Annotated in this window: 24 protein-coding genes, 1 tRNA gene and 1 riboswitch; of the genes, 8 read left to right on the forward strand and 17 right to left on the reverse strand. The window is 65.6% G+C overall.

Going from position 1 to position 24,452, the window contains the following annotated elements; translation table 11 throughout:
* Window positions 1-114: 114 nt before the first annotated feature.
* The 10 genes from A3AS_RS0127935 to A3AS_RS0127980 form a co-directional block, all read right to left on the reverse strand.
* Entirely contained in the window at window positions 115-957 is an 843-nt protein-coding gene (locus A3AS_RS0127935) for an amidohydrolase (RefSeq protein ID WP_018320836.1), read from the reverse strand.
* A gap of 3 nt (window positions 958-960) precedes the next feature.
* Window positions 961-1,938 (reverse strand): aldo/keto reductase, encoded by a 978-nt coding sequence (locus A3AS_RS0127940; RefSeq protein WP_018320837.1) that lies wholly within the window; start codon window positions 1,936-1,938, stop codon window positions 961-963.
* Between the two features lie 102 nt (window positions 1,939-2,040).
* A complete protein-coding gene (locus A3AS_RS0127945) occupies window positions 2,041-2,973 on the reverse strand; it encodes a sugar-binding protein (RefSeq protein WP_026202430.1) in 933 nt (310 codons plus the stop codon).
* 95 nt (window positions 2,974-3,068) lie between these two features.
* Complete coding sequence (locus tag A3AS_RS0127950) at window positions 3,069-4,151, reverse strand: ABC transporter permease (protein ID WP_018320839.1); 1,083 nt, start codon at window positions 4,149-4,151, stop codon at window positions 3,069-3,071.
* Window positions 4,151-4,909, reverse strand: coding sequence for an ATP-binding cassette domain-containing protein (locus tag A3AS_RS0127955; RefSeq protein WP_018320840.1), 759 nt, complete (start codon window positions 4,907-4,909; stop codon window positions 4,151-4,153). The genes A3AS_RS0127950 and A3AS_RS0127955 overlap by 1 nt, the downstream gene beginning before the upstream one ends.
* Before the next feature lie 12 nt (window positions 4,910-4,921).
* A complete protein-coding gene (xylA, locus tag A3AS_RS0127960; RefSeq protein WP_018320841.1) occupies window positions 4,922-6,244 on the reverse strand; it encodes a xylose isomerase in 1,323 nt (440 codons plus the stop codon).
* Complete coding sequence (gene xylB / locus A3AS_RS0127965) at window positions 6,245-7,699, reverse strand: xylulokinase (RefSeq protein WP_018320842.1); 1,455 nt, start codon at window positions 7,697-7,699, stop codon at window positions 6,245-6,247. It abuts the gene before it with no gap.
* Between the two features lie 81 nt (window positions 7,700-7,780).
* A complete protein-coding gene (locus tag A3AS_RS0127970) occupies window positions 7,781-8,836 on the reverse strand; it encodes a LacI family DNA-binding transcriptional regulator (RefSeq protein WP_018320843.1) in 1,056 nt (351 codons plus the stop codon).
* A gap of 243 nt (window positions 8,837-9,079) precedes the next feature.
* The gene (locus tag A3AS_RS0127975) at window positions 9,080-9,661 is read right to left on the reverse strand and encodes a helix-turn-helix domain-containing protein (protein ID WP_018320844.1); all 582 of its coding nucleotides are present in this window, start codon (window positions 9,659-9,661) and stop codon (window positions 9,080-9,082) included.
* A gap of 185 nt (window positions 9,662-9,846) precedes the next feature.
* Window positions 9,847-9,920: transfer RNA gene (locus A3AS_RS0127980), tRNA-Gly, on the reverse strand.
* 175 nt (window positions 9,921-10,095) lie between these two features.
* Between A3AS_RS0127980 and A3AS_RS0127985 the strand changes: the two genes are divergently transcribed.
* The 6 genes from A3AS_RS0127985 (at window position 10,096) to A3AS_RS0128010 (ending at window position 13,854) form a co-directional block, all read left to right on the forward strand.
* The gene (locus A3AS_RS0127985; protein ID WP_026202431.1) at window positions 10,096-10,674 is read left to right on the forward strand and encodes a methylated-DNA--[protein]-cysteine S-methyltransferase; all 579 of its coding nucleotides are present in this window, start codon (window positions 10,096-10,098) and stop codon (window positions 10,672-10,674) included.
* Between the two features lie 91 nt (window positions 10,675-10,765).
* Window positions 10,766-11,605, forward strand: coding sequence for a helix-turn-helix transcriptional regulator (locus tag A3AS_RS0127990; protein ID WP_018320846.1), 840 nt, complete (start codon window positions 10,766-10,768; stop codon window positions 11,603-11,605).
* A 130-nt stretch (window positions 11,606-11,735) separates the two neighbouring features.
* Entirely contained in the window at window positions 11,736-12,095 is a 360-nt protein-coding gene (locus A3AS_RS43885) for a hypothetical protein (protein WP_018320847.1), read from the forward strand.
* 204 nt (window positions 12,096-12,299) lie between these two features.
* Window positions 12,300-12,659, forward strand: coding sequence for a VOC family protein (locus A3AS_RS0128000; RefSeq protein ID WP_026202432.1), 360 nt, complete (start codon window positions 12,300-12,302; stop codon window positions 12,657-12,659).
* A gap of 166 nt (window positions 12,660-12,825) precedes the next feature.
* Window positions 12,826-13,227 carry an SRPBCC family protein gene (locus A3AS_RS0128005; protein WP_026202433.1) on the forward strand — a complete coding sequence of 134 codons (402 nt, stop codon included), beginning with the start codon at window positions 12,826-12,828 and terminating at the stop codon, window positions 13,225-13,227.
* Window positions 13,228-13,350: 123 nt separating this feature from the next.
* Window positions 13,351-13,854, forward strand: coding sequence for a hypothetical protein (locus A3AS_RS0128010; protein WP_018320849.1), 504 nt, complete (start codon window positions 13,351-13,353; stop codon window positions 13,852-13,854).
* Here A3AS_RS0128010 and A3AS_RS0128015 read toward each other — a convergent pair.
* The 4 genes from A3AS_RS0128015 to A3AS_RS0128030 form a co-directional block, all read right to left on the reverse strand.
* Window positions 13,851-15,296, reverse strand: coding sequence for an MATE family efflux transporter (locus A3AS_RS0128015; protein ID WP_018320850.1), 1,446 nt, complete (start codon window positions 15,294-15,296; stop codon window positions 13,851-13,853). The genes A3AS_RS0128010 and A3AS_RS0128015 overlap by 4 nt on opposite strands.
* 233 nt (window positions 15,297-15,529) lie before the next feature.
* Window positions 15,530-16,582 (reverse strand): hypothetical protein, encoded by a 1,053-nt coding sequence (locus A3AS_RS0128020; RefSeq protein WP_018320851.1) that lies wholly within the window; start codon window positions 16,580-16,582, stop codon window positions 15,530-15,532.
* A gap of 107 nt (window positions 16,583-16,689) precedes the next feature.
* Complete coding sequence (locus tag A3AS_RS0128025) at window positions 16,690-17,109, reverse strand: PAS domain S-box protein (protein WP_018320852.1); 420 nt, start codon at window positions 17,107-17,109, stop codon at window positions 16,690-16,692.
* A 108-nt stretch (window positions 17,110-17,217) separates the two neighbouring features.
* A complete protein-coding gene (locus tag A3AS_RS0128030) occupies window positions 17,218-18,324 on the reverse strand; it encodes a 2'-deoxycytidine 5'-triphosphate deaminase (protein ID WP_018320853.1) in 1,107 nt (368 codons plus the stop codon).
* A 108-nt stretch (window positions 18,325-18,432) separates the two neighbouring features.
* Window positions 18,433-18,512, forward strand: a riboswitch (SAM riboswitch).
* 74 nt (window positions 18,513-18,586) lie between these two features.
* On the opposite strand from A3AS_RS0128030, the gene A3AS_RS0128035 reads away from it, so the two are divergent.
* Window positions 18,587-19,774: an O-succinylhomoserine sulfhydrylase gene (locus tag A3AS_RS0128035; protein WP_018320854.1), complete on the forward strand. Its 1,188-nt coding sequence runs from the start codon at window positions 18,587-18,589 to the stop codon at window positions 19,772-19,774.
* Between the two features lie 119 nt (window positions 19,775-19,893).
* Here the strand turns inward: A3AS_RS0128035 and A3AS_RS0128040 are convergent, their stop codons facing one another.
* From A3AS_RS0128040 to A3AS_RS0128050, 3 genes are read right to left on the reverse strand one after another with little or no spacing between them, the layout of a single operon-like run.
* Complete coding sequence (locus A3AS_RS0128040) at window positions 19,894-20,886, reverse strand: SGNH/GDSL hydrolase family protein (RefSeq protein WP_018320855.1); 993 nt, start codon at window positions 20,884-20,886, stop codon at window positions 19,894-19,896.
* Window positions 20,887-20,898: 12 nt separating this feature from the next.
* On the reverse strand, window positions 20,899-21,678 hold the full coding sequence (locus tag A3AS_RS0128045; protein WP_018320856.1) for a lipolytic enzyme: 780 nt from the start codon (window positions 21,676-21,678) through the stop codon (window positions 20,899-20,901).
* Entirely contained in the window at window positions 21,678-22,988 is a 1,311-nt protein-coding gene (locus A3AS_RS0128050; protein ID WP_018320857.1) for an OpgC domain-containing protein, read from the reverse strand. The genes A3AS_RS0128045 and A3AS_RS0128050 overlap by 1 nt, the downstream gene beginning before the upstream one ends.
* Before the next feature lie 179 nt (window positions 22,989-23,167).
* Between A3AS_RS0128050 and apaG the strand changes: the two genes are divergently transcribed.
* The gene (gene apaG / locus A3AS_RS0128055; protein WP_026202434.1) at window positions 23,168-23,560 is read left to right on the forward strand and encodes a Co2+/Mg2+ efflux protein ApaG; all 393 of its coding nucleotides are present in this window, start codon (window positions 23,168-23,170) and stop codon (window positions 23,558-23,560) included.
* The last annotated feature ends 892 nt before the right edge of the window (window positions 23,561-24,452 follow it).

Here is a 24,452-nt window from a genome sequence, read left to right on the forward strand (position 1 = left end):
AAACTCAAATGCAAACGATAGCTCGCGGAGAGAGACCCCTCACCCGTCTCGCCGCTCCGCGGCGAGCCACCCTCTCCCACAAGGGGAGAGGGTAAGAGCGCGCATTTGCTGCAATCAACTTAACCGATACGCAGCCTTGGCATTCGCCCCAAAAGCCTTGTCCCGCAGCTGCGGGCCAAGCTTCGCCAGGCAGGCTTCCAGCGCGCTCTTGATCTCGCCATAGCTCCCCGCAAGCAGGCACACCGGCCAGTCCGAGCCGAAGATCAGCCTGTCTTCGCCAAAACACCTCGCGGCGTGCGCGACGAACGGAAACAGGCGTTCCGCATCCCAGTCGATCCAGACCGCTTCGGTCGCAAGCCCGGAGATCTTGCACCAGACATTGCCGCAAGCTCCAAGCGCGGCGATGCGATCGGCCCATTCGGCGCTGCCGCCGTCGGCGATCGGCGGTTTGGCCGCGTGGTCGAGCACGAACCGCGCTTGCGGAAACGCCTGAGCGGTTGCGATCGCCGACGGCAGCTCGCGGGCGCGGACGAGGAAATCGTAGGTGAGATCGCGGGCGAACAATGCGGTGAGGCCGCGCTGGACGTCCTCGCGCAGCAGCCAATCGGGATCGGCTTCATCGTGGACCTGGTGGCGGATGCCGACCAGCTTGCCGCCGCCGGGTGAAGCGCGAAGCCGATCAAGGGTTTCGCCAACCGTACCATCCGTCAGATCAGCCCAGCCGACCACACCAACGACGAAGGGATTTTCGTGCGCAACGCGCAAGAATTCCTCGGTCTCCTCCAGCGCGGAGCGACATTGCACCACGATGCTGGCGTCGATGCCGTTCGCTTTCAACAGTGGCGCGAGATCGGCCGGACCGAAGGCGCGGCGGATCGGCGTCAGCTCGTCCGCTGCCATCCAGGGATAATCGGCGCGTGCAGGATCCCAGAAGTGTTGATGGGCGTCGATGATCATGCCTTACGCCCCGCCCGGCAGCGGCGCGCGCGCATCGACGAGGTTCCGTGCCCGCAGCTCGTGCCAGAACGCGGCCGGCACCGCACTCTCCGACATCGCGATGTTGTCGGAAACTTCAGCGGCATTGCGTGCGCCCATCACGGCGACCGTGACGGCCGGATGCGCCATGCAGAACTGGAGCGCGGCGGCCTTCAGCTCGGTGCCATGCTTGCGGCAGAGCGCGTCGAGCTCCAGCGCTCGCGCCACCAGCGTTGCGTCGGCGTCCTGATAATTGAACTTCGCACCGGTGTGCGGATTGGCCAAAATGCCGCTGTTGTAGATGCCGCCGAGCAGGATGCCGATGCCTTTCGCCGTGCAGAGCGGAAATAGCGCATCCAGCGCGCCCTGGTCGAGCAGCGTGTAGCGCCCGGCGAGCAGGAAGCAGTCGACCGGCACGGCCTCGGCGAAACGGACCTGCATCTCCGACTGGTTCATGCCGGCGCCGATCGCCTTGACGGTGCCGTCCTCGCGCAAGCGCTGGAGCGCGCGAAAGGCACCATTGACCGCCTCGTCATAGTGATCGTCGGGATCGTGCACCAGGAGGACGTCGACACGGTCGAGCCCGAGCCGGCCCAGGCTCTCCTCCACCGATCGCAGCACGCCGTCATGACTGAAATCGAACACGGGCCGCTCGCGCGGCGTACCCTTATAGTGCTCGTCCTCGGCGGCGCCGCCATCTGGCGCGCGCAGCAGGCGGCCGACCTTGGTCGAGATGGCGTAAGACTCGCGCTTCTGCTGTCGCAGGAAGGCCCCTAATCGCCGCTCGGCGAGGCCGAAGCCGTAGAGCGGCGCCGTATCGAAGAAGCGCACCCCAAGCGACCAGGCGCGCGCGATCGTCGCTTCCGCATCGGCATCGCTGACCGGGCTGAACAATCCGCCGAGCGGGGCGGAACCGAGACCGATTGAAGTGACGTCGAGCGAGCCGAGCCGCGACCGTTTCATTCCCATTGCCTTGTCTTCATTCCAACAGTCCAGATCATCTCCCCCGCTTGCAAAAATCGCAAGCGGGGGAGGCATGCAGGAGCGCGGGGCTGGCGGACGCTCCTACTTCAACATCTGCGCGACGTTGTCCTTGGTGACGAGATCGAGGCCGGTGTAGACGATCTCCGGCACCTTCTCGCCCTTCTTGATGGCGAGCAGCGTGTCCATCGCCTTCTCGCCCATCTCGAACGGACGCTGGCCGACCAGCGCGTTGGCATAGCCGTCGCGCAGCAGCTCGAGCTGCATCTTCAGCGTGTCGGCGACGACCAGCGTGAACTTGCCGGAATCGATGTCCTTCTTGTTCCTCGACGCGAAGGCCTTGAAGCCTTCAGGCGCGAACATCGGCCAGCCGCCGATCGGAACGATCGCGGCGAGATCCGGCGTTGCGGTGCGCATATCCGTCATCTGCTGAACCGCGAGTGCCGGATCGTCGTTGCAGAAGGTCGGAGAGCCCGCGACCTCCGTCCATTTCGAGCCCTTCAGCGCCTCGCGCACGCCGTCGACACGCTCGGCGAGGTTCTTGGCGCCGGGGCCGCCCGAGACCATGGCGTATTTGCCGCCATCGGGCCGCATCTTCACGAGCTGCTTGCCGAGCGCGACGCCGAACTCCTTGTTGTTGGTGCCGATATAGGCGATGCGCTTGGAGCCCGGCGCATCGGCATCGAAGGTGATGACCGCGATGCCGGCGGCCGTCGCCGCCTCGATCGACTTGGTCATGGCCGCGACGTCGGCGACCGAGATGGCGAGACCGTCGACCTTCTGCGTGACGAAGTCCTGGATGATCTGGGCCTGCGTCGCCGGCTCATGCTCGACCGGCCCCTTGTAGATGCACTCGATATTGCCGAGCTCCTTGGCGCGCTTCAGGCAACCGTCGCGCGCGAAGTCGAAGAACGGATTGTTCATCGCCTTGGGCACGATGACGAAGCGGTAGTTCGCGGCGAATGCCGGCGTTGCCATCATTGCGACGGCGATGCCGGCAAGAAGCAGTTTCCTCATGGTCTCCTCCACCCTTGTTTGGTGCCTATCCTCTCGAAAGCGCCCGGGAAGCGGACAGGCGGCGTTTTGTTTGCCTTCCCGAGATGACGTCACCTTCAGCTCATCCGCGAGCGGATCCGGTCGACCAGCACGGCCAGGATGATGATCACGCCCACCAGCGTCTGCTGCCAGTAGGAGGAGACCTGCGCCAGCACGAGGCCGTTGCGGATCACCTCCAGCAGCACGCAGCCGACGATGGCCCCGAGCGGACCGCCGATGCCGCCGGCGAGGTTGGCGCCGCCGATCACGGCCGCCGCGATCACGTTGAGCTCGTAGGACGTCGCCATGTTGGCGGGCGCCGATCCGAGCCAGCCGGAGATGATGATGCCCTGGAGGCCGGCTGCGAGGGCGCAAATCACATAGACCTCGATCTTCACCCGCACGACCGGGATGCCGGTCAATTCGGCGGCCTTCTCGTTGCCGCCGAGCGCGAAGACGTGGCGACCGAACGAGGTGTGATGCAGGACCACGGCCATCGTCAGTGCGAGGATCACGAGATAAATGAAAGGCACGGGCACGCCAAGCACGTCGCCCGAGGTGAGCGCGTAGAAACGATCGGCGTCGGGCCCACCCGGAAAGCTGCCGCGGCCGTTGGAGACGACATAGCCGAGCCCGCGTACGATCGAGAGCATGCCGAGCGTGGTGACGAAGGGCGACAGGCCGAGCACGGCGATGCAAAAGCCGTTGACGAGGCCGGCGATCAGCGCGACGCCGAGGCCGGCGAGGATCGAGATCAGCAGGATCAGGCCCGGCACGTTGGCAATTACGGTCTTGCCGTCGGCCGCCAGATGCACGAACAGCGCGCCCGCCGGCGAGCCGGGCGCCGACAGCTCGGTCATCACCATCGAGGTGATCATGGCCGAGAAGCACATCATCGATCCCACCGACAGATCGATGCCGCCGGTGATGATGACGAAGGTGACACCGAGCGTCGCAATGGCGATGAAGGAAAAATTCTTCGCGACGTTCTGCATATTGCCTTCGGTGAAGAAATAGGGGCTGGCGAAATGCATGATCACCAGCAGCACCGCGAGCGCGAGCAGCACGTAGCCGGTCTGGGAGGCGAAGATGCCGCGCTGCCACCATCTGATCCGGCCGACATTGGTGAAGCTGATCGGGGATTCCATGGGCATGGCCATCACGCCGCCTCCTTCGCGCCGGTGATGAGCGCGGTGACTTCCTCTGGCGAGGTCTGGTGGATCGGCTTGTCGGCCCGCTTCTCGCCGCGGCGCATGACGATGACGCGGTCGCAGACCGCGAACACGTCCGGCATGCGGTGCGAGATCAGCATCACGGCGACGCCCTGCTCCTTCAGCCGGTGGATCAGGCCGAGCACCTGCTCGACCTGGCGCACCGAGATCGCGGCGGTCGGCTCGTCCATCATCACCAGCCGCGCATTGGAGAGCCGCGTCCGCGCGATCGCCACCGCCTGGCGCTGGCCGCCCGACATCTGCTTGACGAGGTCGTCGGGGCGCGTCTCCGAGCGCAGCTCGCCGAACAATTCCAGCGCGCGCGCCGCCATCGCCTTGTGGTCGAGCAATGCGATGGGCCCGAACCTGCGCTTCAGCTCGCGGCCGAGGAACACGTTGGCCGCCGCCGTGAGATTGTCCGATAGCGCGAGGTCCTGGTAGACGACCTCGATGCCGACGGCGCGGGCATCGACCGGCCGGTTGAAATGAACCGCGTTGCCGGCAAAGCGGATCTCGCCGTGGCTGGGGCGGAAATTGCCGGCGATGATCTTGACCAGCGTCGACTTGCCGGCACCGTTGTCGCCCATCAGGCCGACCACCTCGCCCGGCATGACCTGCATGTCGACGCCATGCAGCGCGCGGATCGCGCCGAACTCCTTGCCGATGCCGGTCAGCTCGAGGACCGGTGTCGCGTCAACGTTTGCCATCAGCAGCCTCGCTCAGACATAGCGGTTGACCAGGGATTCCAGATATTCCTGCCGGCCCGAGCGCGGCTGCGGGTCGAAGCCGGGACGGAGCGCGCGATCGGCAAGATCGGCGAGCGAACGCTGACCGCCGAGAATGGCCCGGCCTTCAGTGCCGGCCCATCCCTCGTATCGCTCGGTAAGCGGCGCCGTGAGGGCGCCGGCATCGAGCATGTCGGCGGCGGCGAGGAATGCGCGCGCGCAGGCATCCATCGAGCCGACATGGGCGTGGATCAGATCGTCCGGGTCGATCGACTGCCGCCGGATCTTGGCATCGAAATTGAGCCCGCCGGTGGTGAAGCCGCCACGGTTCAGGATCTCGTGAAACACCAGCGCCAGCTCCGGGACGTTCATCGCGAACTGGTCGGTATCCCAGCCGAGCAGATCGTCGCCCCGGTTGACGTCGAGCGAGCCGAACACGCCGAGCGCCTCGGCCAGCGCGACCTCATGGTGGAAGGAGTGACCGGCGAGGATGGCGTGGTTCTGCTCGATGTTGAGCTTGACGTCTTTCAAGAGGTCGTAGCGCGCAAGGAAGCCGTAGCAGGTGGCGACGTCGAAATCATATTGATGCTTGGTCGGCTCCTTGGGCTTCGGCTCGATCAGGATCGGCCCCTTGAAGCCGATCTTGTGCTTGTGCTCGACGACCAGCGAGATGAAGCGGCCGAGCTGGTCGAGCTCGCGCTTGAGATCGGTGTTGAGCAGCGTCTCGTAGCCCTCGCGCCCGCCCCACAGCACGTAGTTCTGGCCGCCGAGCCGGTGCGTCACCTCCAGCGCGGCGCGGACCTGGCCGGCGGCATAGGTGAATATCTCCGGGTCCGGATTGGTCGCCGCGCCCGCCATGTAGCGGCGATGCGTGAACAGGTTGGCGGTGCCCCAGAGCAGGCGGACCTTGCTCGATGCCATCTTCGCTTCGAACAGATCGGCGATCGCATTGAGATTGGCGACGGACTCGGCGAGCGAAGCGCCCTCCGGCGCTGCATCGACGTCGTGGAAGGTGAAGTAGGGCACGTCGAGCAGGCGAAACAGCTCGAAGGCGATATCGGCCTTGGCCCGCGCCTGCGCCATCGCGTCACCGCCCTGGTGCCACGGCCTCAGGAAGGTCTCGCCGCCGAAGGGATCGCCGCCCGGCCAGCAGAACGAATGCCAATAGCAGACCGCAAAGCGCAAATGATCCTCGAGCCTGCGGCCGTGTACGAGGCGATCCTTGTCGTACCAGCGGAACGCGGGCGCCTGTCCCGCGTCCTTGCCGGCGAAGGCGACAAGTGTGGTTGCATCGAAGAATTTGGCTGACGCGTTCACTTAAGGAGACTCCTTCAATGCGGGATAAAGCTCGCGCCATCGCCGATAGGCCTCGTCATAGACCTCCGTGACGGATGCGCGGGGCGTGAAGCTCGCGAGTCGCCGCGGGCGGGTGCAGACCGCTGCGGGTCTCTCGCCGGTCACAGCGAGCCGGCCTAGCCTGGAGGCACCGAGCGCCGCCCCCACCTCGCCTTCCTCGATGCGATGGACGGGAACGCCGAGCACGTCGGCACAGATCTGCGCCCATAGCGGTGAGCGCGAGCCGCCGCCGACGAGATCGAGCTCGGTGATCGCCCCGCCTGCCGCGCTCAGCGCCGCCAGATTGTCGCGCGCGGCGAAGGCGACGCCTTCGAGCACGGCCTGCACGATCTGCGTCCGCCCGGTCGCACCGCGCAGGCCGACGAAGGCGCCGCTGGCGGCGGCATCGTTGTGCGGCGTGCGCTCGCCGTCGAGATAGGGCAGGAATTTGATCGGGCTCGGCCCATCGACGCGCTCGCCGAGCGGCGCCAGCAGCGCTGGGGCCGGCGTCTCCATCACACCGGCAAGCCAGGCCAGCGAGGCCGCCGCCGAGAGCATCACGCCCATCTGGTGCCAGAGGCCGGGCAGCGCGTGACAGAACGCATGCACCGCCGAGGCCGGTGCCGGCGCGAAGCGGTCGGTGACGCGGAACACCACACCGGACGTTCCCAGCGACAGGAACGCATCGCCCGGCGCGATCGCGCCGAGCCCGATCGCGCTCGCGGCATTGTCGCCGGCGCCTCCGGCGACAACGACGTCCTTCGCCATGCCCCAGCGCTGCGTGAATTCCGGCGCGAGCATCGCGCTGACCGCGCTGCCCTCGACGAGGCGCGGCATGTGATGAAGATCGAGCCCGGTGGCATGCAGCAACAGCGGCGACCAGCGGCGCAGACCGACATCGAGCCACAGCGTGCCGGCCGCATCCGACATATCCTCGATCATCTCGCCGGTCAGGCGATAGCGTACATAGGCCTTGGGCAGCAGCACCTTTGCGACGCGCGCGAAGGTCTTTGGCTCATGCCGCGCGAGCCACAACAGCTTCGGCGCGGTGAAACCGGGCATCGCGAGATTGCCGGCAATCGCATGCAGCGACGGGCACCGCTGCTCCAGCACGGCGCATTCGGCCTGCGAGCGGCCGTCGTTCCAGAGGATCGCCGGACGCAGCGGCCGTCCATCCTCGTCGAGCAACGTCGCGCCATGCATCTGGCCCGACAGGCCGATGCCGCGGATCCGCGTGACCTCGCGTGGATGGCGGGCGGCGAGATCGTCGACCGCACCGATGGCAGCATCGACCCAGGAATCGGGATCCTGCTCGGACCACAACGGCGCCGGATGCGACAGCGCAAGCTCGCGCGCCGCCGTCGCGAGGATCGCGCCGGCTTCGCTCACGAGCACCGCTTTCACGCCGGACGTGCCGATGTCCAGTCCGAGATACAAATCGTCCTCCTCTTTGCCCTTTTGCGAGGCGCGATCTTGACGTCACGCTCTCCGCCACGGCCGTTCGATATCCACCTGCCGCTAAGGCAGATTGTCCCGCATCACGATGTCGATCCTGATCTTCTCCTGCTCGCGCAAGATCGGCTCGCCGCGGGCGAGTGCGAGCAGCACGCGCACGGCGGCGCGCGCTTCGTGTCCGGGGTTCTGCGAGATCGCGGCATCCATCACGCCCTGCAGCAGCAGCCGGCGGGTCAGCACGGTGACGTCATGACCGACAAACACGACCTTGTCGCGGCCGGCATCGCTCAACGCCTTGTCACTCAAGGCCTTGGCGACGCCCTGGGTGCCGGCGCCGACGTTATAGAGGCCGACGATGTCGGCATGCTTGCCGAGCAGCCGCGCCAGCACCTGTTCGGAACGATCGTCCTCGTCGCGCCCTTCCAGCACCGGCAGCACGCTGAGGCCGGAAAATTCCGACGCCATCACCTGGTTGAAGCCGAAAATGCGCTCGGCATGGTCGCGCAGGCCCTGCGAGCCCGCGACGATCGCAACCTTGCCGGATCTTTGGCCGACCAGCCGTCCGACCAGCGCGCCGGCGGTGCGGCCCGCCGCGATGTTGTCGATGCCGACATAATGGTGGCGGCGCGACGACGGTACGTCGGACACCAGCGTCACCACCTTGGTGCCGGCATCGACGAGATCGTTGATCGCGGCGCGGACGCCCGGATGATCCAGCGCCACCACGGCGACGCCGTCGTACTCGCCCGACAGCACCTCCAATGAGGCCGCGAGCACGGAGGGGTCAAACACGTCGGTCGCGACCATCTCGACGCTGAGCCGGCGGGCCGAGAGCCAGGCGGACATCTCGCCGAGATAGGCCTCGATCTGCTGCATGAACGGGTTCGGCCCCGAGGGCATCACGAAGGCAAAGCGGCGGGCGCGGCCACGGGCGAGCTCGGCGGCGGCGACATGGGGCTGGAACGCGTTGCGCTCAATGGCCGCCTGGACGCGCCGCACCGTGTCCGGCCGCACCCCCGGTCGGTTGTGCAGCACGCGATCGACCGTCGCCAGGCTAACGCCCGCCTCGCGGGCGATGTCCTTCAGCGTCAGCGCGGTCGCGGTGAGGGTCTCGGCCATCGCTGAAGGTTAGCAGAGGTGTTTTGAGGTACGCAACTCATTTTGAGGATCGTCGCCGCAGCGCCTCGAGTTGCGGTTGTAACCACAGAGGTAAACACGCCCCCAGCCCGACCCGCGTCTCGCTCGAACCCTGGACGCGCGGCCGCCACCGCCTTGCCTGGGTCGGCAAGCGGGTCCAGCCGCTCCCGCAGCCGGCCAGAGCGTTGACCGGACCTGTCGGCAGCCATAGGGCCTGCCCTGATCTCACATCTTCCCGTAGGAGGCGCCGCGCCGCGTGATGATGACGTAGCGCGCGTCCTGCCTGGTTTCGTTCTCGAAGATCACCGCGCGCATCACGTCGAAATCCAAGCAGTCGCCTTCGCGCAGGCGCACCGCCTTGGCGTCGATGTGCACGGCGATCGCACCCTCCAGCATCAGCAGTTGCTGGGTAAAGGCGTTGCGGCCCCAGGGGCTGTAGGGCACCCGCCCGCCGGCCGGCAGATCGACGACGATGATCTCGATGCCGCTCGCCGCATCCGTCGGCGAGGCGTGCCGGCGGCGATAGCCGCTGTCGGGGTCACGCCAGTGCGGCTGGTCGGCAAGCCGCACCAGCCGCTCCGGCGGCTTCTCGGCGAGCGCGACGACATCGCTGAGCGACACGTCGAGCGCAGCGCAGAGTCGTCCCAGCAGCGCAGCCGTCGCGCTGCTCTGCGCCCGCTCCACCCGCCCGATCATGGCGCGGCTGACGCCGGAACGCGCGGCGAGCTCGTTCAAGGTCATGCCGGCCTGCGTCCTCAGCGTCTTCAGGCGGCGACCGATCGCACGGTCGAGTTTCTGCTGGTCCATTTTTTCCGGTCTGGGCCTTCATCCGAACATGGCCCGGCACAAGGACCACAAGCCGCCGGGCGAGAGCAGCTTAGGGCGAGTAAGCAGTCAGCGCCGGGAGCGAGGAGCTAAGATATTGGAATCTCATGCACCGCGAATGCGCGCATTGTCAGGTTGTCGAACGGGACATTTCAATCGGGGAAGCTTGGAGCGGGCGAAGGGAATCGAACCCTCGTATGCAGCTTGGGAAGCTGCCGTTCTACCATTGAACTACGCCCGCTTATGCGCGGCTTGCGCGCCCGTCCTGATTAGCCGAGACGGCGCCTCCCGCCAAGCGGTTTGGCGCAGCCAGCCGGCCGGTTATTAACGTCTTGGCAAGATTTTGGGTGCGTCGGATTGTGGCGGTGTTATGATCGCGTGTCTGGGGAGAGACGTGCACTGAGTGGGGCGTGTGCATGGTGGGGCGTGGCTACGCGATATTCGACACGGCGATCGGACGCTGCGGCATCATCTGGAGCGACACCGGCGTGGTGGCCGTGCAGTTGCCGGAGGCGCGGGAGATCGACACCCGCCGCCGCATTTTTGCGATCCATCCCGAGGCGCGCGAGCAGCGCCCTTCCAACAATGCCGAGCTTGCGATCGAGGGCATCGTGAGCCTGCTGCAGGGCAATGATCCCGATTTTTCCGAGGTCAGCCTGGATGCCGGCGGGGTGCCCGGCTTCAACCGCCGCGTCTATGAGTTCGCCTGCTCCATTCCGCGCGGGGAGACGCGGACCTATCACGAGGTCGCCAAGGCGCTGGGGGCTTCAGGCGCGGCACATTCGGTGGCACAGGCTATCGCCAAAAATCCCTACATGCTGATCGTGCCCTGCCACCGGGTACTGGAGGCCGGCAATTACACCGATCGGCTCTCGCCGTATGGCGGGGTGATCTCCAAGCGGCGGCTGCTGGCGTTCGAGGGCGCCCAACCGGTCGCCAGCAAGACGCTGTTCGAGGTGCTGCTCCCCGTTGCTCCGCCGCGCGCGCCTAGCTAGGGCGCGATCATGGTCGCACCCTAGCTTTTTTGGGCATGATCTTATCGGACAACCGCTACACACTTGTCCGGATCATGCCTAGATAGGCGGGATGGACGCGACCACACTGCTGACGTCACAATCGATGATCGTTTCCGAGTTTCGCTGCGACGCGGGACCGGACGACACGCCATTTGCCGAATGCCGCACCGGGCATTCCATTGCCTATGTCCGCTCGGGCAGCTTCGGCTGCCATTGCCGCGCCGGCTTCTTCGATCTGGTGGCGGGCTCGATGCTGGTCGGCGCGCCCGGCGAGGAATACACCTGCACGCATGAGCATGTCAGCGGCGATGTCTGCCTGTCGTTCTTCCTCAGCGCGGACATGGTCGATGCCCTCGGCGGGAGGCGCGAGATCTGGCAGGTCGGTGCTACGCCGCCGCTGCCCGAATTGATGGTGCTGGGCGAGCTCGCCCAGACGGCGGCAGATGGCAACAGCGATATCGGCCTCGACGAAGTCGGCCAGATCCTGGCCGGCCGTTTTATCGACGTCGTTTCGGGCAGGGCGCGCAAGCCGGCCACCCCCACCGCCCGCGACCGCCGCCGCGCGGTCGAGGCCGCGCTGTGGATCGACGACAACTCGCATGCCGAGGTCGATCTCGAACAGGCCGCCAAGCAGGCGGGCCTCAGCCCGTTCCATTTCCTGCGGCTGTTCTCGAGCGTGCTCGGCGTCACCCCGCATCAATATCTGTTGCGCTCGCGGCTGCGGCACGCCGCGCGGCTGCTCACCGATGACGACATCGCGGTCACTGATGTCGCCTACGACGTCGGCTTCGGCGATCTCTCCAACTTCGTCCGCACCTTCCACCGCGCTGCCGGCGTATCGCCGACCAAGTTCCGCCAGGCCTCGCGCGGGGAGCGCAGAATCTTCGCTGAACGCCTCGTCCTCAACTGAGACAGGTCGGCGGAATGGCGGGGTAATAGTCTGTTGACCAGACGGGCGCGTCGTACTGGGCTTACGGCACGCCGCGCGATATTACAACCAAAGAGCGAATCAACGCTCTTTGAGTGCGGCGACCCGGCAGATGAACAGTGCCCCGAGTGACGTGATTGCGGCCACACTGATCGCGCTTGCCGTCGGCCTCGCTTTCATCGCCGGCTGTGCCGTCTATTATGGCCGCCAGATCACCTCGCGCAGGATTCCGATGCAATGGGGCACCGACGGTCAGCCGGCCTGGTTTGCACCACGCCTCATCGGGCTCTGGTTCAGCTTCGGCGTCACGGCCGCCCTCTCCGCGTTTCTGCTCGTGCTCGCCCTTCATGACCCGCAGAAGCTCACGGCCCTGATCGTCGCAACGGTCAGCGTGATCGGAACGAACATGTGGGTTCACGTCTATCACCTGAAACGGGTGATCCGGTGGCAGTCGGAGGTGCCGGCGAGCTAAAGCGCGATGCGATGAGGATGAATCGTCATCGCGCTTTAGGTTGTTGTTTGAGCATGACTTTTCGGAAAACCGCTGCGCACTTTTCCGGATCATGCTTTAGCCGGCTACCGAGCGCAAGATTCTCCAAGAGTCGCCCGCCTCACCCCGACTAGGGTTGTCTCCGGCGCGCGCCATTTTCGGCGCGCTTTGCAAATGGAGACGATCATGTACGACCACATCGGACTTCGCGTTGCCGATCTCGACGCCGCCACGCGCTTCTATACCGCGGTGCTGGCGCCGCTCGGTTACGTCCTGTGCTCCAGCGGCGACGGCTATGCCGGCTTCGGGCCGAAGGGCGAGCCGGCGCTGTGGCTGCACCTGAACAAGGGCCGTAAGGCTGACGGCGCACACATTGCGTTCCGCGCCGGGAATCATGACGCGGTCAAGGCGTTCCACAGCGAAGGCCTGAAGAGCGGCGGCCGCGACAATGGCGGCGCCGGGCCGCGCAAGGATTACAGCCCGACCTATTACGCGGCGTTCCTGATCGACCCTGATGGCAACAATGTCGAGGCGGTCTGTGTGTAGAAGCCGCCGCGCACGAGCACTCGTAGGGTGGGCAAAGCGACTTGTCCGACGTAGCTCGAAGAGCGAAGGCGGAAGCGTGCCCACCAACTGTCCCCGTCAATCCAAATGGTGGGCACTGCGCTACGCGCCTTTGCCCACCCTACAAAACTGCTTTTGAGGAAACTCCATGGCCTCCATCCACAACCACATCTCCATCAATGCCCCGGCGCGCGATGTCTGGGATGCGGTGCGCGATTTCGGCGCGCTGCATGAACGACTGGCACCCGGCTTCGTCACCGCCTGCACGCTCGACGGCGATGCGCGTATCGTCACCTTCGCCAACGGCTCGGTGGCGCGCGAGGTGCTGGTCGATTGCGACGACGCGCGGCAGCGCCTCGTCTATGCCATCAACAACGAGCGGCTGAGGCACTACAGCGCGTCGGTGCAGGTGATCGCCGACGGCGAGCGGAGAAGCCGCCTGGTGTGGATCATCGACATGCTGCCGAACGAGCTTGCAGCCTACGTCCAGGGCCAGACCAAGGACGCCGTCGTTGCGATACATCAAGCGTTTCCGCCCGCTGCAGCCTAGCGGCGGTCCGCGCGGCTCTGTGAGTTTTCTCACAGAGCTCCGCCCTCGCCAGCCGTAACCATCGCGGCGTGCGTCCTGTTGGCTCCACTCTCCCGGCGGCGCCACGCACGCGAGGAGCATGTCATGCGAGGTGCGGACAAGGTGATTTGCCAGGCGGCCGCCGTGCTGCTGCTGTTTTCCGTCGCGAGCTCGCCGGCGAAGGCGCAGTTCTTCGGCGGCGGAGGTGCCGGCGGCGAGGACATGATGACCCAGATGGCCCCGATGCTGGAGATGATGAAGGCGAAGATGGGCAAGCGCCGCTTCGCCATGATGATGCAGACCATGGGCCCAATGATGAGCCGCATGATGGAGAATGGCGGCGGAGGGCTTGGTGGCATGATGGGCGGCGGCGGCCTCGGTGGCCTCGGCGGCGGCAATCTCGGCGGCGGCTTCGGCGCACCCAATTACGGCGGCTACACCCCGATGGCTGGCGGCACCATGCCGGCCGGTTATGGCGGCGTTGGTGGCGGCGACATCATGGGCATGCTCGGCGGCGCCGGAGGCGGCGACATGATGGCGATGATCCCGCAATTGATGCGGCTCGCCAATGTCGGCGGCGGCGGCCATCGCCGCCACAAACATCGCTAGTCGGCAGCGCCCGAGAGAGCCGGCTTGATCGCAGCCTTGCTCGCGCGCGGTCCCCAGCGCGTCAGCACCACGCTGGAGAATGAGAGCAGGCCGAGCACGACCATCGAGCTTGCGGCCAGCCAGAAAAAGCTCTGTGCGGTCGCCTCGTGGGTCGACAGCCACCAGCCCGCCGCCGAGATGTAGATCAGTCGCGCCGTCTGCGCCAGCACCGGACCGATCACCTTGGCCGCGCCTTGCGACGAGAAATACATCGTCGTGGCAATGCCGAAAAAGGCGTAGAACGGTCCGACCGTCGAGAGATATTGATGGCTCGCCGCGCGCACGGCCGCGCCGTCGGTGAAGATGTTGATCCAGAGATCGGGGAACATCGCAACGACGCATGCCGGCGCGCCGACGGCCACGAAGGCGGCAGCACTGGCGATCCAGGCGACGCGCCGCGCACGCGCGATGTTGCCTGCGCCGATTGCCATGCCCACCATCGGCACGCAGGCGATACCGAACGAGAACGCGATCGAGGTCAGCAAAAATTCCAGCCGCGCGCCGATGCCGTAGCCGGCGAGGATCGTGGTGCCGAATGTTGCCAGCATGTGGGTGAAGATCGAGATCGTCAGCACCGATTGCAGCGGCGAGAAGCAGGCGATCGCGCCGACCTTCAGGATGTCGAAAAACATCGCCCACTGGATGCGCAGGCCGCGCAGCTTCGGTGTAACCCGGGCGCGGCCGGAGAACAGGTACCAGCCCATGATGCAGATATTCATGGAATAGGCGATCAGCGCGCCGGCCGCGACGCCGCGCATGCCGAACTGCGGCACCGGCCCGAGCCCGAGGCCGAGCGTGCCGCCGAGCACGATCTGCCAGGCCGCCGAGTTGAGGATCAGGAACGACGGCAGCTTCATGTTGCCGGTGCCACGCAGCACGCCGGCCATGGTGTTGAGCAGCCAGGGCAGCACGGCGCCGCCGAAAAATACCTGCGTGTAGGCGACCGCATGAGTCAGCACATCGCCGCGGCCGCCGAGCATCTCGAGCACTTTGGGCCCGAAGATCAGCATGCCCAGCATGAAGACGAGACCGAAGCTGATGCCGATCAGGATCGCATGCATGGCAAGCGTGCCGGCACGCTCGCGATCGCCGGCACCGAGCGCGCGTGCAATGGCGGACGCGACCGCACCGCCCATGGCGCCGCCCGACATCGTCATGGTCAGAATGATTGTCGGAAACACCAGCGCCATCGCCGCCAATGCCTCGACGCCGAGCCGGCCGATATAGGAGGTCTCCGCGATTACCGTACAGGTGCCGGCCGAGAGCGCGATCACGTTGGGCCAAGCGAGGGAGAGCAGCGTGCGCAGAATCGGCCCGTCTACAAGCGCGCTTCGCACCGGCCGCGGGGGCGGCGGCAGCGGACGCTCTTGCTCATCGACCGGGATTTCGGCGATGTCGGACATGTCCTCTCCGGGGCACGGGGCGCCATTCGCGGCGCGGCAATGCGTAGCTGTGCCAATTATTTTCTTCGCGCAGAAGGCGCGGCGAGAGGCTTGTTAGCACGGCCCGCCGCGATTTCTCCTGCGCCAGCTGCAGGCGTGCCCTGCGGCAGCGCATTTCAGCCCGTGAAATTGCGGCTGTTGTTCTCCCTCTCCCCGCACGCGGGGAGAGGCGAAGCGCGCGGCGGCGCCATCGCCTATTCCACGGTCCAGACCAGCGGCGGACGGCCGCCAGCAGCAGTGCGCATGTGGACGCCGATGTGCCGCCCGCATCCCGCAGCCAGGCCTTCGAACAATCCCTCCAGGACCTTGGCGCAGGCGCCGTGATAGTCGGCAACGTCGTCCATCAGCTTCCAGCTCTGCTGGCGGATTTCGAACGTGCCTTCGGATTGCGAGGTCTCGGCCCTGTCATCCTGCGCCGCGAACAGCCCGTTCAGGAACGACGCGAATTCGTTTGCCCCGCCGCGGCTCATCGCCAGCGCGGCGGCGACTTCGTCGAAATATTGCATGCCGATCAGCTTGCCGGTGAGGTGCAGCAGATAGCCGGCATCTTCCGGGCCAAACAGCTGCACCATCACGGGCGCCGCCGTGCGCACATATTCCATCGCGTAATTGCGATAGGCTTTTTCGAGGCGCGGTTTCGGCCAGCTCGCAACCGGCAAGGCCGGCGCAGTCTTCGCATCGAACAGCGGCGCTTCGAGGTGGCGCGCGAACACCAGGCGCTGATCAAGTTCTAGCGGATGATCGTATTGGCAATAATAGCCTTCCAGCCCATCCTGGCCGTCGACGCTCTGCTTGGTGCAGACGAAGCCGAGCCTGAGATCGCCGAGCGCAACGCCATTATTGGCGTGCCATCCCCGCAGCATCGCGCGGGAGACCTCGCCCGGCACGCCGCAGATCGCCGTGCCTTTCCAGATCCAGCGCGGCGGCGGATAGCGGATCCAGGCCTTGGCGTCGCTCTCATACATGTATTCGACGTGCACGCCGCCGATCCAGTTGGAGAGATAGTGATATTGCGCGGCCGCCACCGCCGGCGGCAGATGATCGATCCCGAGCTTCCTAAGCCCCGGCAGGAAGCGCTCCTGCTGCTGGCGGCGGAATACGCGGAAGACGAACTCCGCTGCATCCGCAGTGCCGCGCCGCGTGACGACGGTGAGGATGAGGCCGGTGAAATAGGCGTGGTAGAGGTCGGCGACCGCCCGCCAGCGCTTCCATTGGGCTTCCTGCGCTGCGTCAGCTGCGGCGGTCATTCGTTTCGCTCCCGATCGTTGTTGCGATCGAGTGTGTCACCGCGCCTTCCGGCAGGCAACATGACGCCCGTGCAGAGCGCCCTGCGCGGCCACCCGCCAATTCCGCATCACGAAGTTTGCTGCGGTGGCGTCTTGGCCGCGCGCTCTCGCTCGACCCGTTCGGTGACATCGCGCGCCATCGCGACCGATCCCAGGACGGTGCCGCCGGAATCCCGCACCAGTGCGAACGTCATCTCGATGTAGAGCTTGCGCCCGCTCTTGTGCAGCGCGCGGGTCAGTGTCGGCCTGCCCGCAAGCTTCATGCTGCCGCTGGCCAGCGCAGCTTCAAAGCCCTTCCAGTGCGCGGCGCGCAGATGCTCGGGAATGATCAGGTCGAGATTCTGGCCGAGCGCTTCCGTCGCGGAGAAGCCGAACAGCGCCGCCGCTGCACGGTTCCACCGCATGATCGTGCCGGAGCGATCCGAATAGATCAGCGCATCCGCGACGTCGTTGAGGATGTTTGCGTCGAGCTGGGATTGATCGGTCATGTCACCACCTCGTGTGGACTGTAGCCCGGATGGAGCGAAGCGTAATCCGGGATCGTGCCACAAGCGAGGGTGTCCCGGATTGCGCTTCGCTCCATCCGGGCTACGGAATTACACCCGAAAATGCTTGCTCAGCTTCAGGCCCTGGGCCTGATAGTTGGAGCCGATGCGCTGGCCGTACATCGCGTCGGGACGGGCCAGCATCTTCTCGTAGACGAGGCGGCCGACGATCTGGCCGTGCTCGAGGATGAACGGCACTTCGCGCGAACGCACTTCCAGCACGGCGCGCGATCCCAACCCGCCCGCGCCGGCATAGCCGAAGCCGGGATCGAAGAATCCGGCATAATGCACGCGGAATTCACCGACCAGCGGGTCGAACGGCACCATCTCCGCGGCGTAGTCGGGCGGCACCTGCACGGCTTCCTTCGACGCCAGGATGTAGAACTCGCCGGGATCGAGGATCAGGCTGCCGTCGGGGCGGGCCGAGATCGGCTCCCAGAAATCTTCCACCGCGTATCCGGAGCGACGATCAACGTCGACGACGCCGGTGTGACGCTTGGCGCGGTAGCCGACGAAGCCGTTTGCCTTCTCGCCGGAGAGATCGACGGAGACGGCGACGCCGCCCGAGAGATCAGCATCGTCGATGTCGACGAGGCGCTCGGCGGCATGCAAGCCATCGAGCTCGTCCGCGTTGAGGATGGCGTCACCGGTGCGGAAGCGCACCTGCGACAGACGCGAGCCCTCGCTGACCAGCACCGGAAACGTCTTCGGGCTGATCTCGGCATAGAGCGGGCCGTGATAGCCGGCGCCGATCATGTCGAAGCGGCGGGTGCCATCGGCGATGACGCGGGTGAAGACGTCGAGCCGGCCGGTCGAGCTCTTCGGGTTCGCCGCCGCGACGATCTCCGGCGGCAGCGCGAGGCTCTCCAGCAGCGGCACGATGTAGACGCAGTTGGTCTCCAGCACGGCGCCGTCGGCGAGGCTGAACTCGTGCAGCTTCAATTCGTCGATGCGCTCGGCGACGGTGGCGCCGGGACCGGGCAGGAAGCTGGCGCGGACGCGATAGGCGATGTCGCCGAGACGCAGATCGAGGCTCGCCGGCTGGATCTGGCTCTCGACGAAGTCATAGGCGGGCAGGATGAGCCCCGCCGCCGCCATCGCCGCGATCATGCGGTCGGGCAGGATACCATTGGCGTCGGGCGCGACCGTGAACGTCAACCGGGGGTCCTCATGGGGTCAGATGCATCCGGACATGCCGGAAATACAAGTCTTTTACGGCTATCCGATGGACGCCTTGACGGAAAGGGCATTGCGGAATATGAGCATCACTTATCCCGTGGTGATTTGAGCCGGCCGGCTTGCAGCCACGTTAAATAAGTCGCTAAACAGGCCGGGGACCTCTGTGATCCCGGCCCGTGGATATATCCAGGCCGGTTTTTTTGTGACCGTTTTCGACGAGACGGTCATGTCGGAGGTACCTATGTCGAAGTCGACCACCAACTACCGTCCCGAAACCCGCCTGGTCCATTCCGGCACCCTGCGCTCGCAATATGGCGAGACGTCGGAGGCGCTGTTCCTGACCCAGGGCTACGTCTACAACAGCGCCGAGGAATGCGAGGCGCGGTTCAAGGGCGAGGATCCCGGCTTCATCTATTCGCGCTACTCCAATCCCACCATCGCGATGTTCGAGCGCCGCATGATCGAGCTCGAGGGTGCCGAAGCCGCGCGCTCGGCGGCGACCGGCATGGCCGCGGTGACGACGGCGATCCTGGCGCCACTGAAGGCCGGCGACCACGTCGTGGCCTCGCGCGCCCTGTTCGGCTCGTGCCTCTACGTCGTCCAGGACCTGCTGCCGCGCTACGGCATCGAGAGCACGCTGGTCGACGGAGCCAATCTCGATGAATGGCAACGCGCGGTGAAGCCCAACACCAAGACGTTCTTCCTGGAGAGCCCGACCAACCCGACGCTGGACGTGCTCGACATTCCCGGGATTGCCGAGATCGCGCACAAGGGCGGCGCGCGACTCGTCGTCGACAACGTGTTCGCGACCCCGATCTGGCAGAGCCCGCTCGCGCTCGGGGCCGACGTCGTGGTCTATTCCGCGACCAAGCATATCGACGGCCAGGGGCGCTGCCTCGGCGGCATCATCCTGTCGTCGGAAGCCTTCATCGCCGAGCACATCCACAATTTCATGCGCCAGACCGGCCCGTCGATCTCGCCGTTCAACGCCTGGGTCCTGCTCAAGGGCCTGGAGACGCTGGGCGTGCGCGTGCGCGCGCAGACCGAAACGGCCGCGCGCATCGCCGACGTGCTGGCGAGCCATCCGAAGATCTCGCGACTGGTTTTCCCGGGCCGCGCCGATCATCCGCAGGCAGCGCTGGTGAAAAAGCAGATGCGCGGCGGCTCGACGCTGGTCGGCTTCGAGGTGAAGGGCGGCAAGGCCGCGGCGTTCCGCGTGCTCAATGAATTGAAGCTGGCGAAGATCTCCAACAATCTCGGCGACGCCAAGAGCCTCGTCACGCATCCGGCGACCACGACGCATCAGCGTCTGAAGCCGGAGGACCGCGCCGCGCTCGGCATCAGCGAAGGGTTCATCCGCTTCTCGGCGGGGCTCGAGCATGCCGACGACCTGATCGAGGATCTGACTGCGGCGCTGGAGAAGGCGTGAGGCGAAGCGAGATCTCGTAGGGTGGGCAAAGCGAAGCGTGCCCACGTCTTCTTCCTTCGTATCACTGAGCGATGGTGGGCACGGCGCTTTGCGCCTTTGCCCACCCTACGGCAGCGCGCCTACATCGGCCGATACGTTCTTACGTCCGCGGGCACGTTCACGCCCAGCTTGATCTGCCCCACCGAGCGGATGATGTCGTCGCCGAGCAGCTGGGCGAAGCAGGCATAGCCCCAATCGTTCATGTGCAGACCGTCGGCGATGACGAAGCTCTCGACCGGAATCGACTGGTTCTCGTGCCAGTCGCGCATCACCTCGAAGCGCGGGAAGATGCCGACGTGACGAAGCTCGGCGACCTTGCCGAGCAGCTTCACCATCTTGCCGGCGCTTTCGCCGCGCTGGTTGACGGCCGGCGAATATTGCGGATCGACCAGCACGATGTCGGCGCCGCCGGCGGCCTGGATGCGGCTGATGCCGTCCTCGACCAGTTTGGCGGTGTCGCCGGGATCGAGATTGCGCAGCACCGCGTTGGTGCCGACCTGCCAGATCACGAGATCCGGATGCACGTCGATCACCTGGGTCTGGAGGCGCTTCATCATCTCGGGCGCATCCTCGCCGCCGACGCCGGCATTGACGACGGTGATGTCGGCGGTCGGATAGTGTCGGCGCAGCTGGGCGGCGAGACGGTTCGGATAGTTGAACTCCGGCGAGCTCGCGCCGAATCCTGCGGTCGACGACGAGCCGAACGCGACGATGAGGACGGGCTGGCCGGCGACGAGCTTGCCCGCGACATGCGGCAGCGAGCCCATCGCCTTCGAGCCGCCCTTCGGCGGCAGGCAGGGCACGCGGTTGAAGACGTCGCCGGCGGATTTGGCGACCTGCTTCACCTTGTCGATGGCGCGCGCGGTGATGCCGCGCTGCTCGGGCGAGGTCACGGCAACGGTGGTCTGGGACGGCGAAGCGGGAGCGGGATCAGCCGACTGCGCCGGTGCTTGTGTCGCCTGCGCGGCTTGGGTCTGCGCATGGGACCGCGGGGCCGGCGCCAGCAACAACAGCACTGCTGCTGCAGGCGCGGCCAGCCATGCCGTCAGGCAAAAAGGGCGGAGAGAACTCATTAACACTAGACCTCAATTTTGCTGCTGGGCCGGCTCCAGATGGGCTGCGTCGATCACGAACTGTGCCAACGCCCGGCCAAGGCAATCATGAACCTGCTTCGCCAATTCGGGCCCGCGGGACGGGCTGAACAGGTCGAACTGACCCTGATCATTCCACTGCCGCATGATCGTGAAACGATCGAACAGCGGAATATCATGCTCCTGCGCCACGACGCGCATATTATCGAGAAACGGTTGGGCCGAGATCATCGTTTCGGTACGCGGGCTGTACTGCAAATTCATCAAGACGACGTCGGCCCCTGCCTTTTGCAACGCAACAACCCCCTCGGTGACGGCGCTGCGAAATTCGTCGGGATCGATGGATCGGATGGCATCCACGGTCCCGGTCTGCCAGACGACCAAAGTAGGCGTTTTTGCTTCCATCAACTTAACGAAGGTCGAGGCGGCCTCCTCCGCCGTTCGCTTGCTCTGTATTTCTACGGAGACGTGCACCGCTTCCGACGGCGGCAGCTTTTCCTTCAGAATCGCTTCCATACGCGCCGGATAGGAGCTGCCCTCCGAGGATGGAATCGTGGTCGAACGGCTGCCGACGACCAGGATTTCGAGCGGCTTGCCGGCCTTGACGGCCTCGGCGACCTTGGGAAGCTGGCTTTCGCTGGTAAGCAGATAAGACGGCAATTCGCACGCCGCGGGCGCGGTGGCAGCGCCAGACGCAGCATCGCCCGCGCGCGCCACAGGCGCGGCGAGGCTACCGCATAGCAGGACCAGGCTCAGGAGAACCTTCGCCTTCATCAGCCCCCTCCCGCCAGATCGGCGTTGCCGACGGCGTTTTTGGTTTTCGCACCGCTCTTGTCAGCCACGCGCTTGTACCACGAAATCACCCAGGCCACGCCCCACATGATCAGGACCCCGGAGAGACTAATCAGCGCATGCATGGCTGCGCCGCCGGAGACTTCGGCGAGAATGAAATGCCCGGCGAAGGCCAGGAAGACGCCGAGGCAGAAGATCTCGAGAGAATGCTGGCCACATAGAATCAATGGTCGTAGCCAGCGCGATTTCAAGCCCGGCCAATCCCGGGGTAGGAAGCGTACGGTGAGCGCGGCCAGCGCCAGGAAATGCGTGAAGCGCAGCACGTCGAGATCGGTCTTGTCGATCGGATACATCCACTTCTCGACCCGCTTCGGCATGAATTGGGAGAGCTGCGGCACGTACCAGGTCAGCGTCACGTAGAACGCCGCGGCGAGGTATGCGATCGCGATCCACATTGTCACGGGCGAAGCCAGGATACGCGACATCCGTCGCGCACCTCCGAGCGCGCACCATGCACCGAAGACGAACAGCAATTGCCAGGCGAAGGGATTGAAGGCCCAGAAGCCGTTAGGATAGGCCGACAGGTAAAGATCGTATTCCCAGGTGACCGCGTAGAGCGCGACCGAGAGGCCGAGCGTGACGTCGGGACGCCATTTCATCGACCACAGGATCAGCGGCAGCGCCAGCATCAGCACGATGTAGAGCGGCAGCACGTCCATATTGACGGGGCGGAAACGCAGCAACAGCGCCTGCACGATGGTGACGTCGGGCTGCTTGAGGAAATCCATGATGCCCATCTCTTCGGTGTAGAGCGGGTTCTCGAACCTGGTCGCGACATAGGAGATTTCGGCGAGGAAGATCGTGAACAGGAAGACGTGGGCGACGTAGATCTGCCAGACCCGGCGCAGGATGCGCGCGGTGGCGATGACGACGCCACTCTCCAGCATCGCCCTTCCGTAGACGAAGGCGGCGGTGTAGCCGGAGATGAAGATGAAGATCTCGGTGGCGTCGCTGAAGCCGTAATTGCGGATCGTGAACCAGGTCAGCAGGCTCGGCGGCAGATGGTCGATGAAGATCAGCCACAGCGCCAGCCCGCGAAACAGGTCGAGCCGGAGCTCGCGCTCGCCGATGGCAGGCAGCGTGATGGCCGGCGCGGTCGCGCGCGGCTTCGCCCCCGCGGGCTTGCTGTCCCCAGGCGTGCAATCTACAGGCTTACTGTCTACAGGCTTGGCGTCTGCAGGCTTGGCGGTTCCCGCGATCGTCGATCCCGTCACATGGTCGGCAATGGTCATCGGGGCCTAGAAACCCTTCCGCAAATCGCGACGTTGAGGAGTGTACCGGTCCGGTCGTCATCTCGCAAAGCCGCCGGATCACGTCCGGGTGTCATTCCCTTCGAATTCTGGCGGGACGATGTCGCCAAAGCCGACTCCGGCGTTTGGTTCCAGCGCCGGATTTCGGTATGATAGCAACCATGTACCGCGCCGTGACCCGCCAGATCGAAGTGACCGTCGAGCCGAACTTTGTTCCGGAGCAGTCGTCGGCCGACCGCTCCCGTTACTTCTGGTCCTACACCATCGTCATCGTCAATTCGGGCGAGGAGACCGTGCAGCTCAAGACGCGGCACTGGATCATCACCGACGCCTCCGGGCGCCAGCAGGAGGTGAAGGGCGAGGGCGTGGTCGGCGAGCAGCCGATCCTGGCCCCCGGCGAGCGCTTCGAATACACCTCCGGCGTCCCGCTCTCGACCGCCTCCGGCTTCATGACCGGCCGCTACCAGATGGTCACCGAAAGCGGCGAGCGCTTCGAGATCGACGTGCCGGCGTTTTCACTGGATAGCCCGGACAATAAGAGGGTGTTGAATTAGGGCCTCGCTCTCGTGTCCCGGACGCGCTGCGGCACGTAGTGACGCTGCGCAGAGCCGGGACAAAGGGGCGCCACGGCACGCGGCGAGATGGGCCCGGGCTCTGCAGCGCATCACTTCGTGCTGCGCAGCGTCCGGGGCACGAGATCGGAGAGGGCGCATGCATTGCGATGCTCCGATGCAGATCCCAGCGGCGCTGCCGTAGGGTGGGCAAAGGCGCATAGCGCCGTGCCCACGATCTCTTTCCATCAACAACAGGGCGTGGGCACGCTGCGCTTTGCCCACCCTACGAGATCGAGATTGTGGCACGCAGCTCAGCTCACGGACATGCCTTCTCGGCCTCGCGGCGCATTCGCCCGAGCTTTGCTTGATCTCGCTACCCTCTCATCCAAGAGGGCGCAGGGAAGGCCGGGTGCCGGCTGGCACCCGCGGTCCGCTGCGCGAAAAGCACGCGCAGAAAGAACCGCACAGCAGCATACAGGTGTCGCCGATCACTCGGCCTCCCTGCGCGATGGTTGGACGGCTTATGCCGTGATCTCCCGGGAGCCGACCATTCCCTCTGGCCTCCCTCGCCGTTCGAATTGACGATGCCGTCCGCCCGGTTGGGCTCGCGCGCATCTTCGAAAGGCTTGACCGTAGCAACGACGGCCAGGACCACACGGTTTTGCCGTACGCGCATTCGCTGGTCACCACATTATCTCCCGGCCTTGTCGACGTTGCCGAAAGAATGTGGCGAGACGAACTGAACAGCGCCGCTCATCTACACGCGGTTACGGGCTCACAGGGACTACCCGCCCTGCCCGCACCTCTCGTGCCGACGCTGCCGCGTCCACCGCAAGCCCGGCTCGCGACAGTGACGACCACATAGTCGCCCCTCTTGGGTGAGCCGGGATGG

The sequence above is a fragment of the Bradyrhizobium sp. WSM2793 genome (genome assembly GCF_000379585.1).
In the GTDB taxonomy this organism is placed as follows: domain Bacteria; phylum Pseudomonadota; class Alphaproteobacteria; order Rhizobiales; family Xanthobacteraceae; genus Bradyrhizobium.

Bases quoted from the DNA above. Each gene is read 5' to 3' on its own strand.
- A3AS_RS0127935 (WP_018320836.1), bottom strand. From the start codon at position 957: ATGATCATCGACGCCCATCAACACTTCTGGGATCCTGCACGCGCCGAT.
- A3AS_RS0127940 (WP_018320837.1), bottom strand. From the start codon at position 1,938: ATGAAACGGTCGCGGCTCGGCTCGCTCGACGTCACTTCAATCGGTCTC.
- A3AS_RS0127945 (WP_026202430.1), bottom strand. From the start codon at position 2,973: ATGAGGAAACTGCTTCTTGCCGGCATCGCCGTCGCAATGATGGCAACG.
- A3AS_RS0127950 (WP_018320839.1), bottom strand. From the start codon at position 4,151: ATGGCCATGCCCATGGAATCCCCGATCAGCTTCACCAATGTCGGCCGG.
- A3AS_RS0127955 (WP_018320840.1), bottom strand. From the start codon at position 4,909: ATGGCAAACGTTGACGCGACACCGGTCCTCGAGCTGACCGGCATCGGC.
- A3AS_RS0127970 (WP_018320843.1), bottom strand. From the start codon at position 8,836: ATGGCCGAGACCCTCACCGCGACCGCGCTGACGCTGAAGGACATCGCC.
- A3AS_RS0127975 (WP_018320844.1), bottom strand. From the start codon at position 9,661: ATGGACCAGCAGAAACTCGACCGTGCGATCGGTCGCCGCCTGAAGACG.
- A3AS_RS0127985 (WP_026202431.1), top strand. From the start codon at position 10,096: ATGGTGGGGCGTGGCTACGCGATATTCGACACGGCGATCGGACGCTGC.
- A3AS_RS0127990 (WP_018320846.1), top strand. From the start codon at position 10,766: ATGGACGCGACCACACTGCTGACGTCACAATCGATGATCGTTTCCGAG.
- A3AS_RS43885 (WP_018320847.1), top strand. From the start codon at position 11,736: ATGAACAGTGCCCCGAGTGACGTGATTGCGGCCACACTGATCGCGCTT.
- A3AS_RS0128000 (WP_026202432.1), top strand. From the start codon at position 12,300: ATGTACGACCACATCGGACTTCGCGTTGCCGATCTCGACGCCGCCACG.
- A3AS_RS0128005 (WP_026202433.1), top strand. From the start codon at position 12,826: ATGGCCTCCATCCACAACCACATCTCCATCAATGCCCCGGCGCGCGAT.
- A3AS_RS0128010 (WP_018320849.1), top strand. From the start codon at position 13,351: ATGCGAGGTGCGGACAAGGTGATTTGCCAGGCGGCCGCCGTGCTGCTG.
- A3AS_RS0128015 (WP_018320850.1), bottom strand. From the start codon at position 15,296: ATGTCCGACATCGCCGAAATCCCGGTCGATGAGCAAGAGCGTCCGCTG.
- A3AS_RS0128020 (WP_018320851.1), bottom strand. From the start codon at position 16,582: ATGACCGCCGCAGCTGACGCAGCGCAGGAAGCCCAATGGAAGCGCTGG.
- A3AS_RS0128025 (WP_018320852.1), bottom strand. From the start codon at position 17,109: ATGACCGATCAATCCCAGCTCGACGCAAACATCCTCAACGACGTCGCG.
- A3AS_RS0128035 (WP_018320854.1), top strand. From the start codon at position 18,587: ATGTCGAAGTCGACCACCAACTACCGTCCCGAAACCCGCCTGGTCCAT.
- A3AS_RS0128040 (WP_018320855.1), bottom strand. From the start codon at position 20,886: ATGAGTTCTCTCCGCCCTTTTTGCCTGACGGCATGGCTGGCCGCGCCT.
- A3AS_RS0128045 (WP_018320856.1), bottom strand. From the start codon at position 21,678: ATGAAGGCGAAGGTTCTCCTGAGCCTGGTCCTGCTATGCGGTAGCCTC.
- A3AS_RS0128050 (WP_018320857.1), bottom strand. From the start codon at position 22,988: ATGACCATTGCCGACCATGTGACGGGATCGACGATCGCGGGAACCGCC.
- apaG (WP_026202434.1), top strand. From the start codon at position 23,168: ATGTACCGCGCCGTGACCCGCCAGATCGAAGTGACCGTCGAGCCGAAC.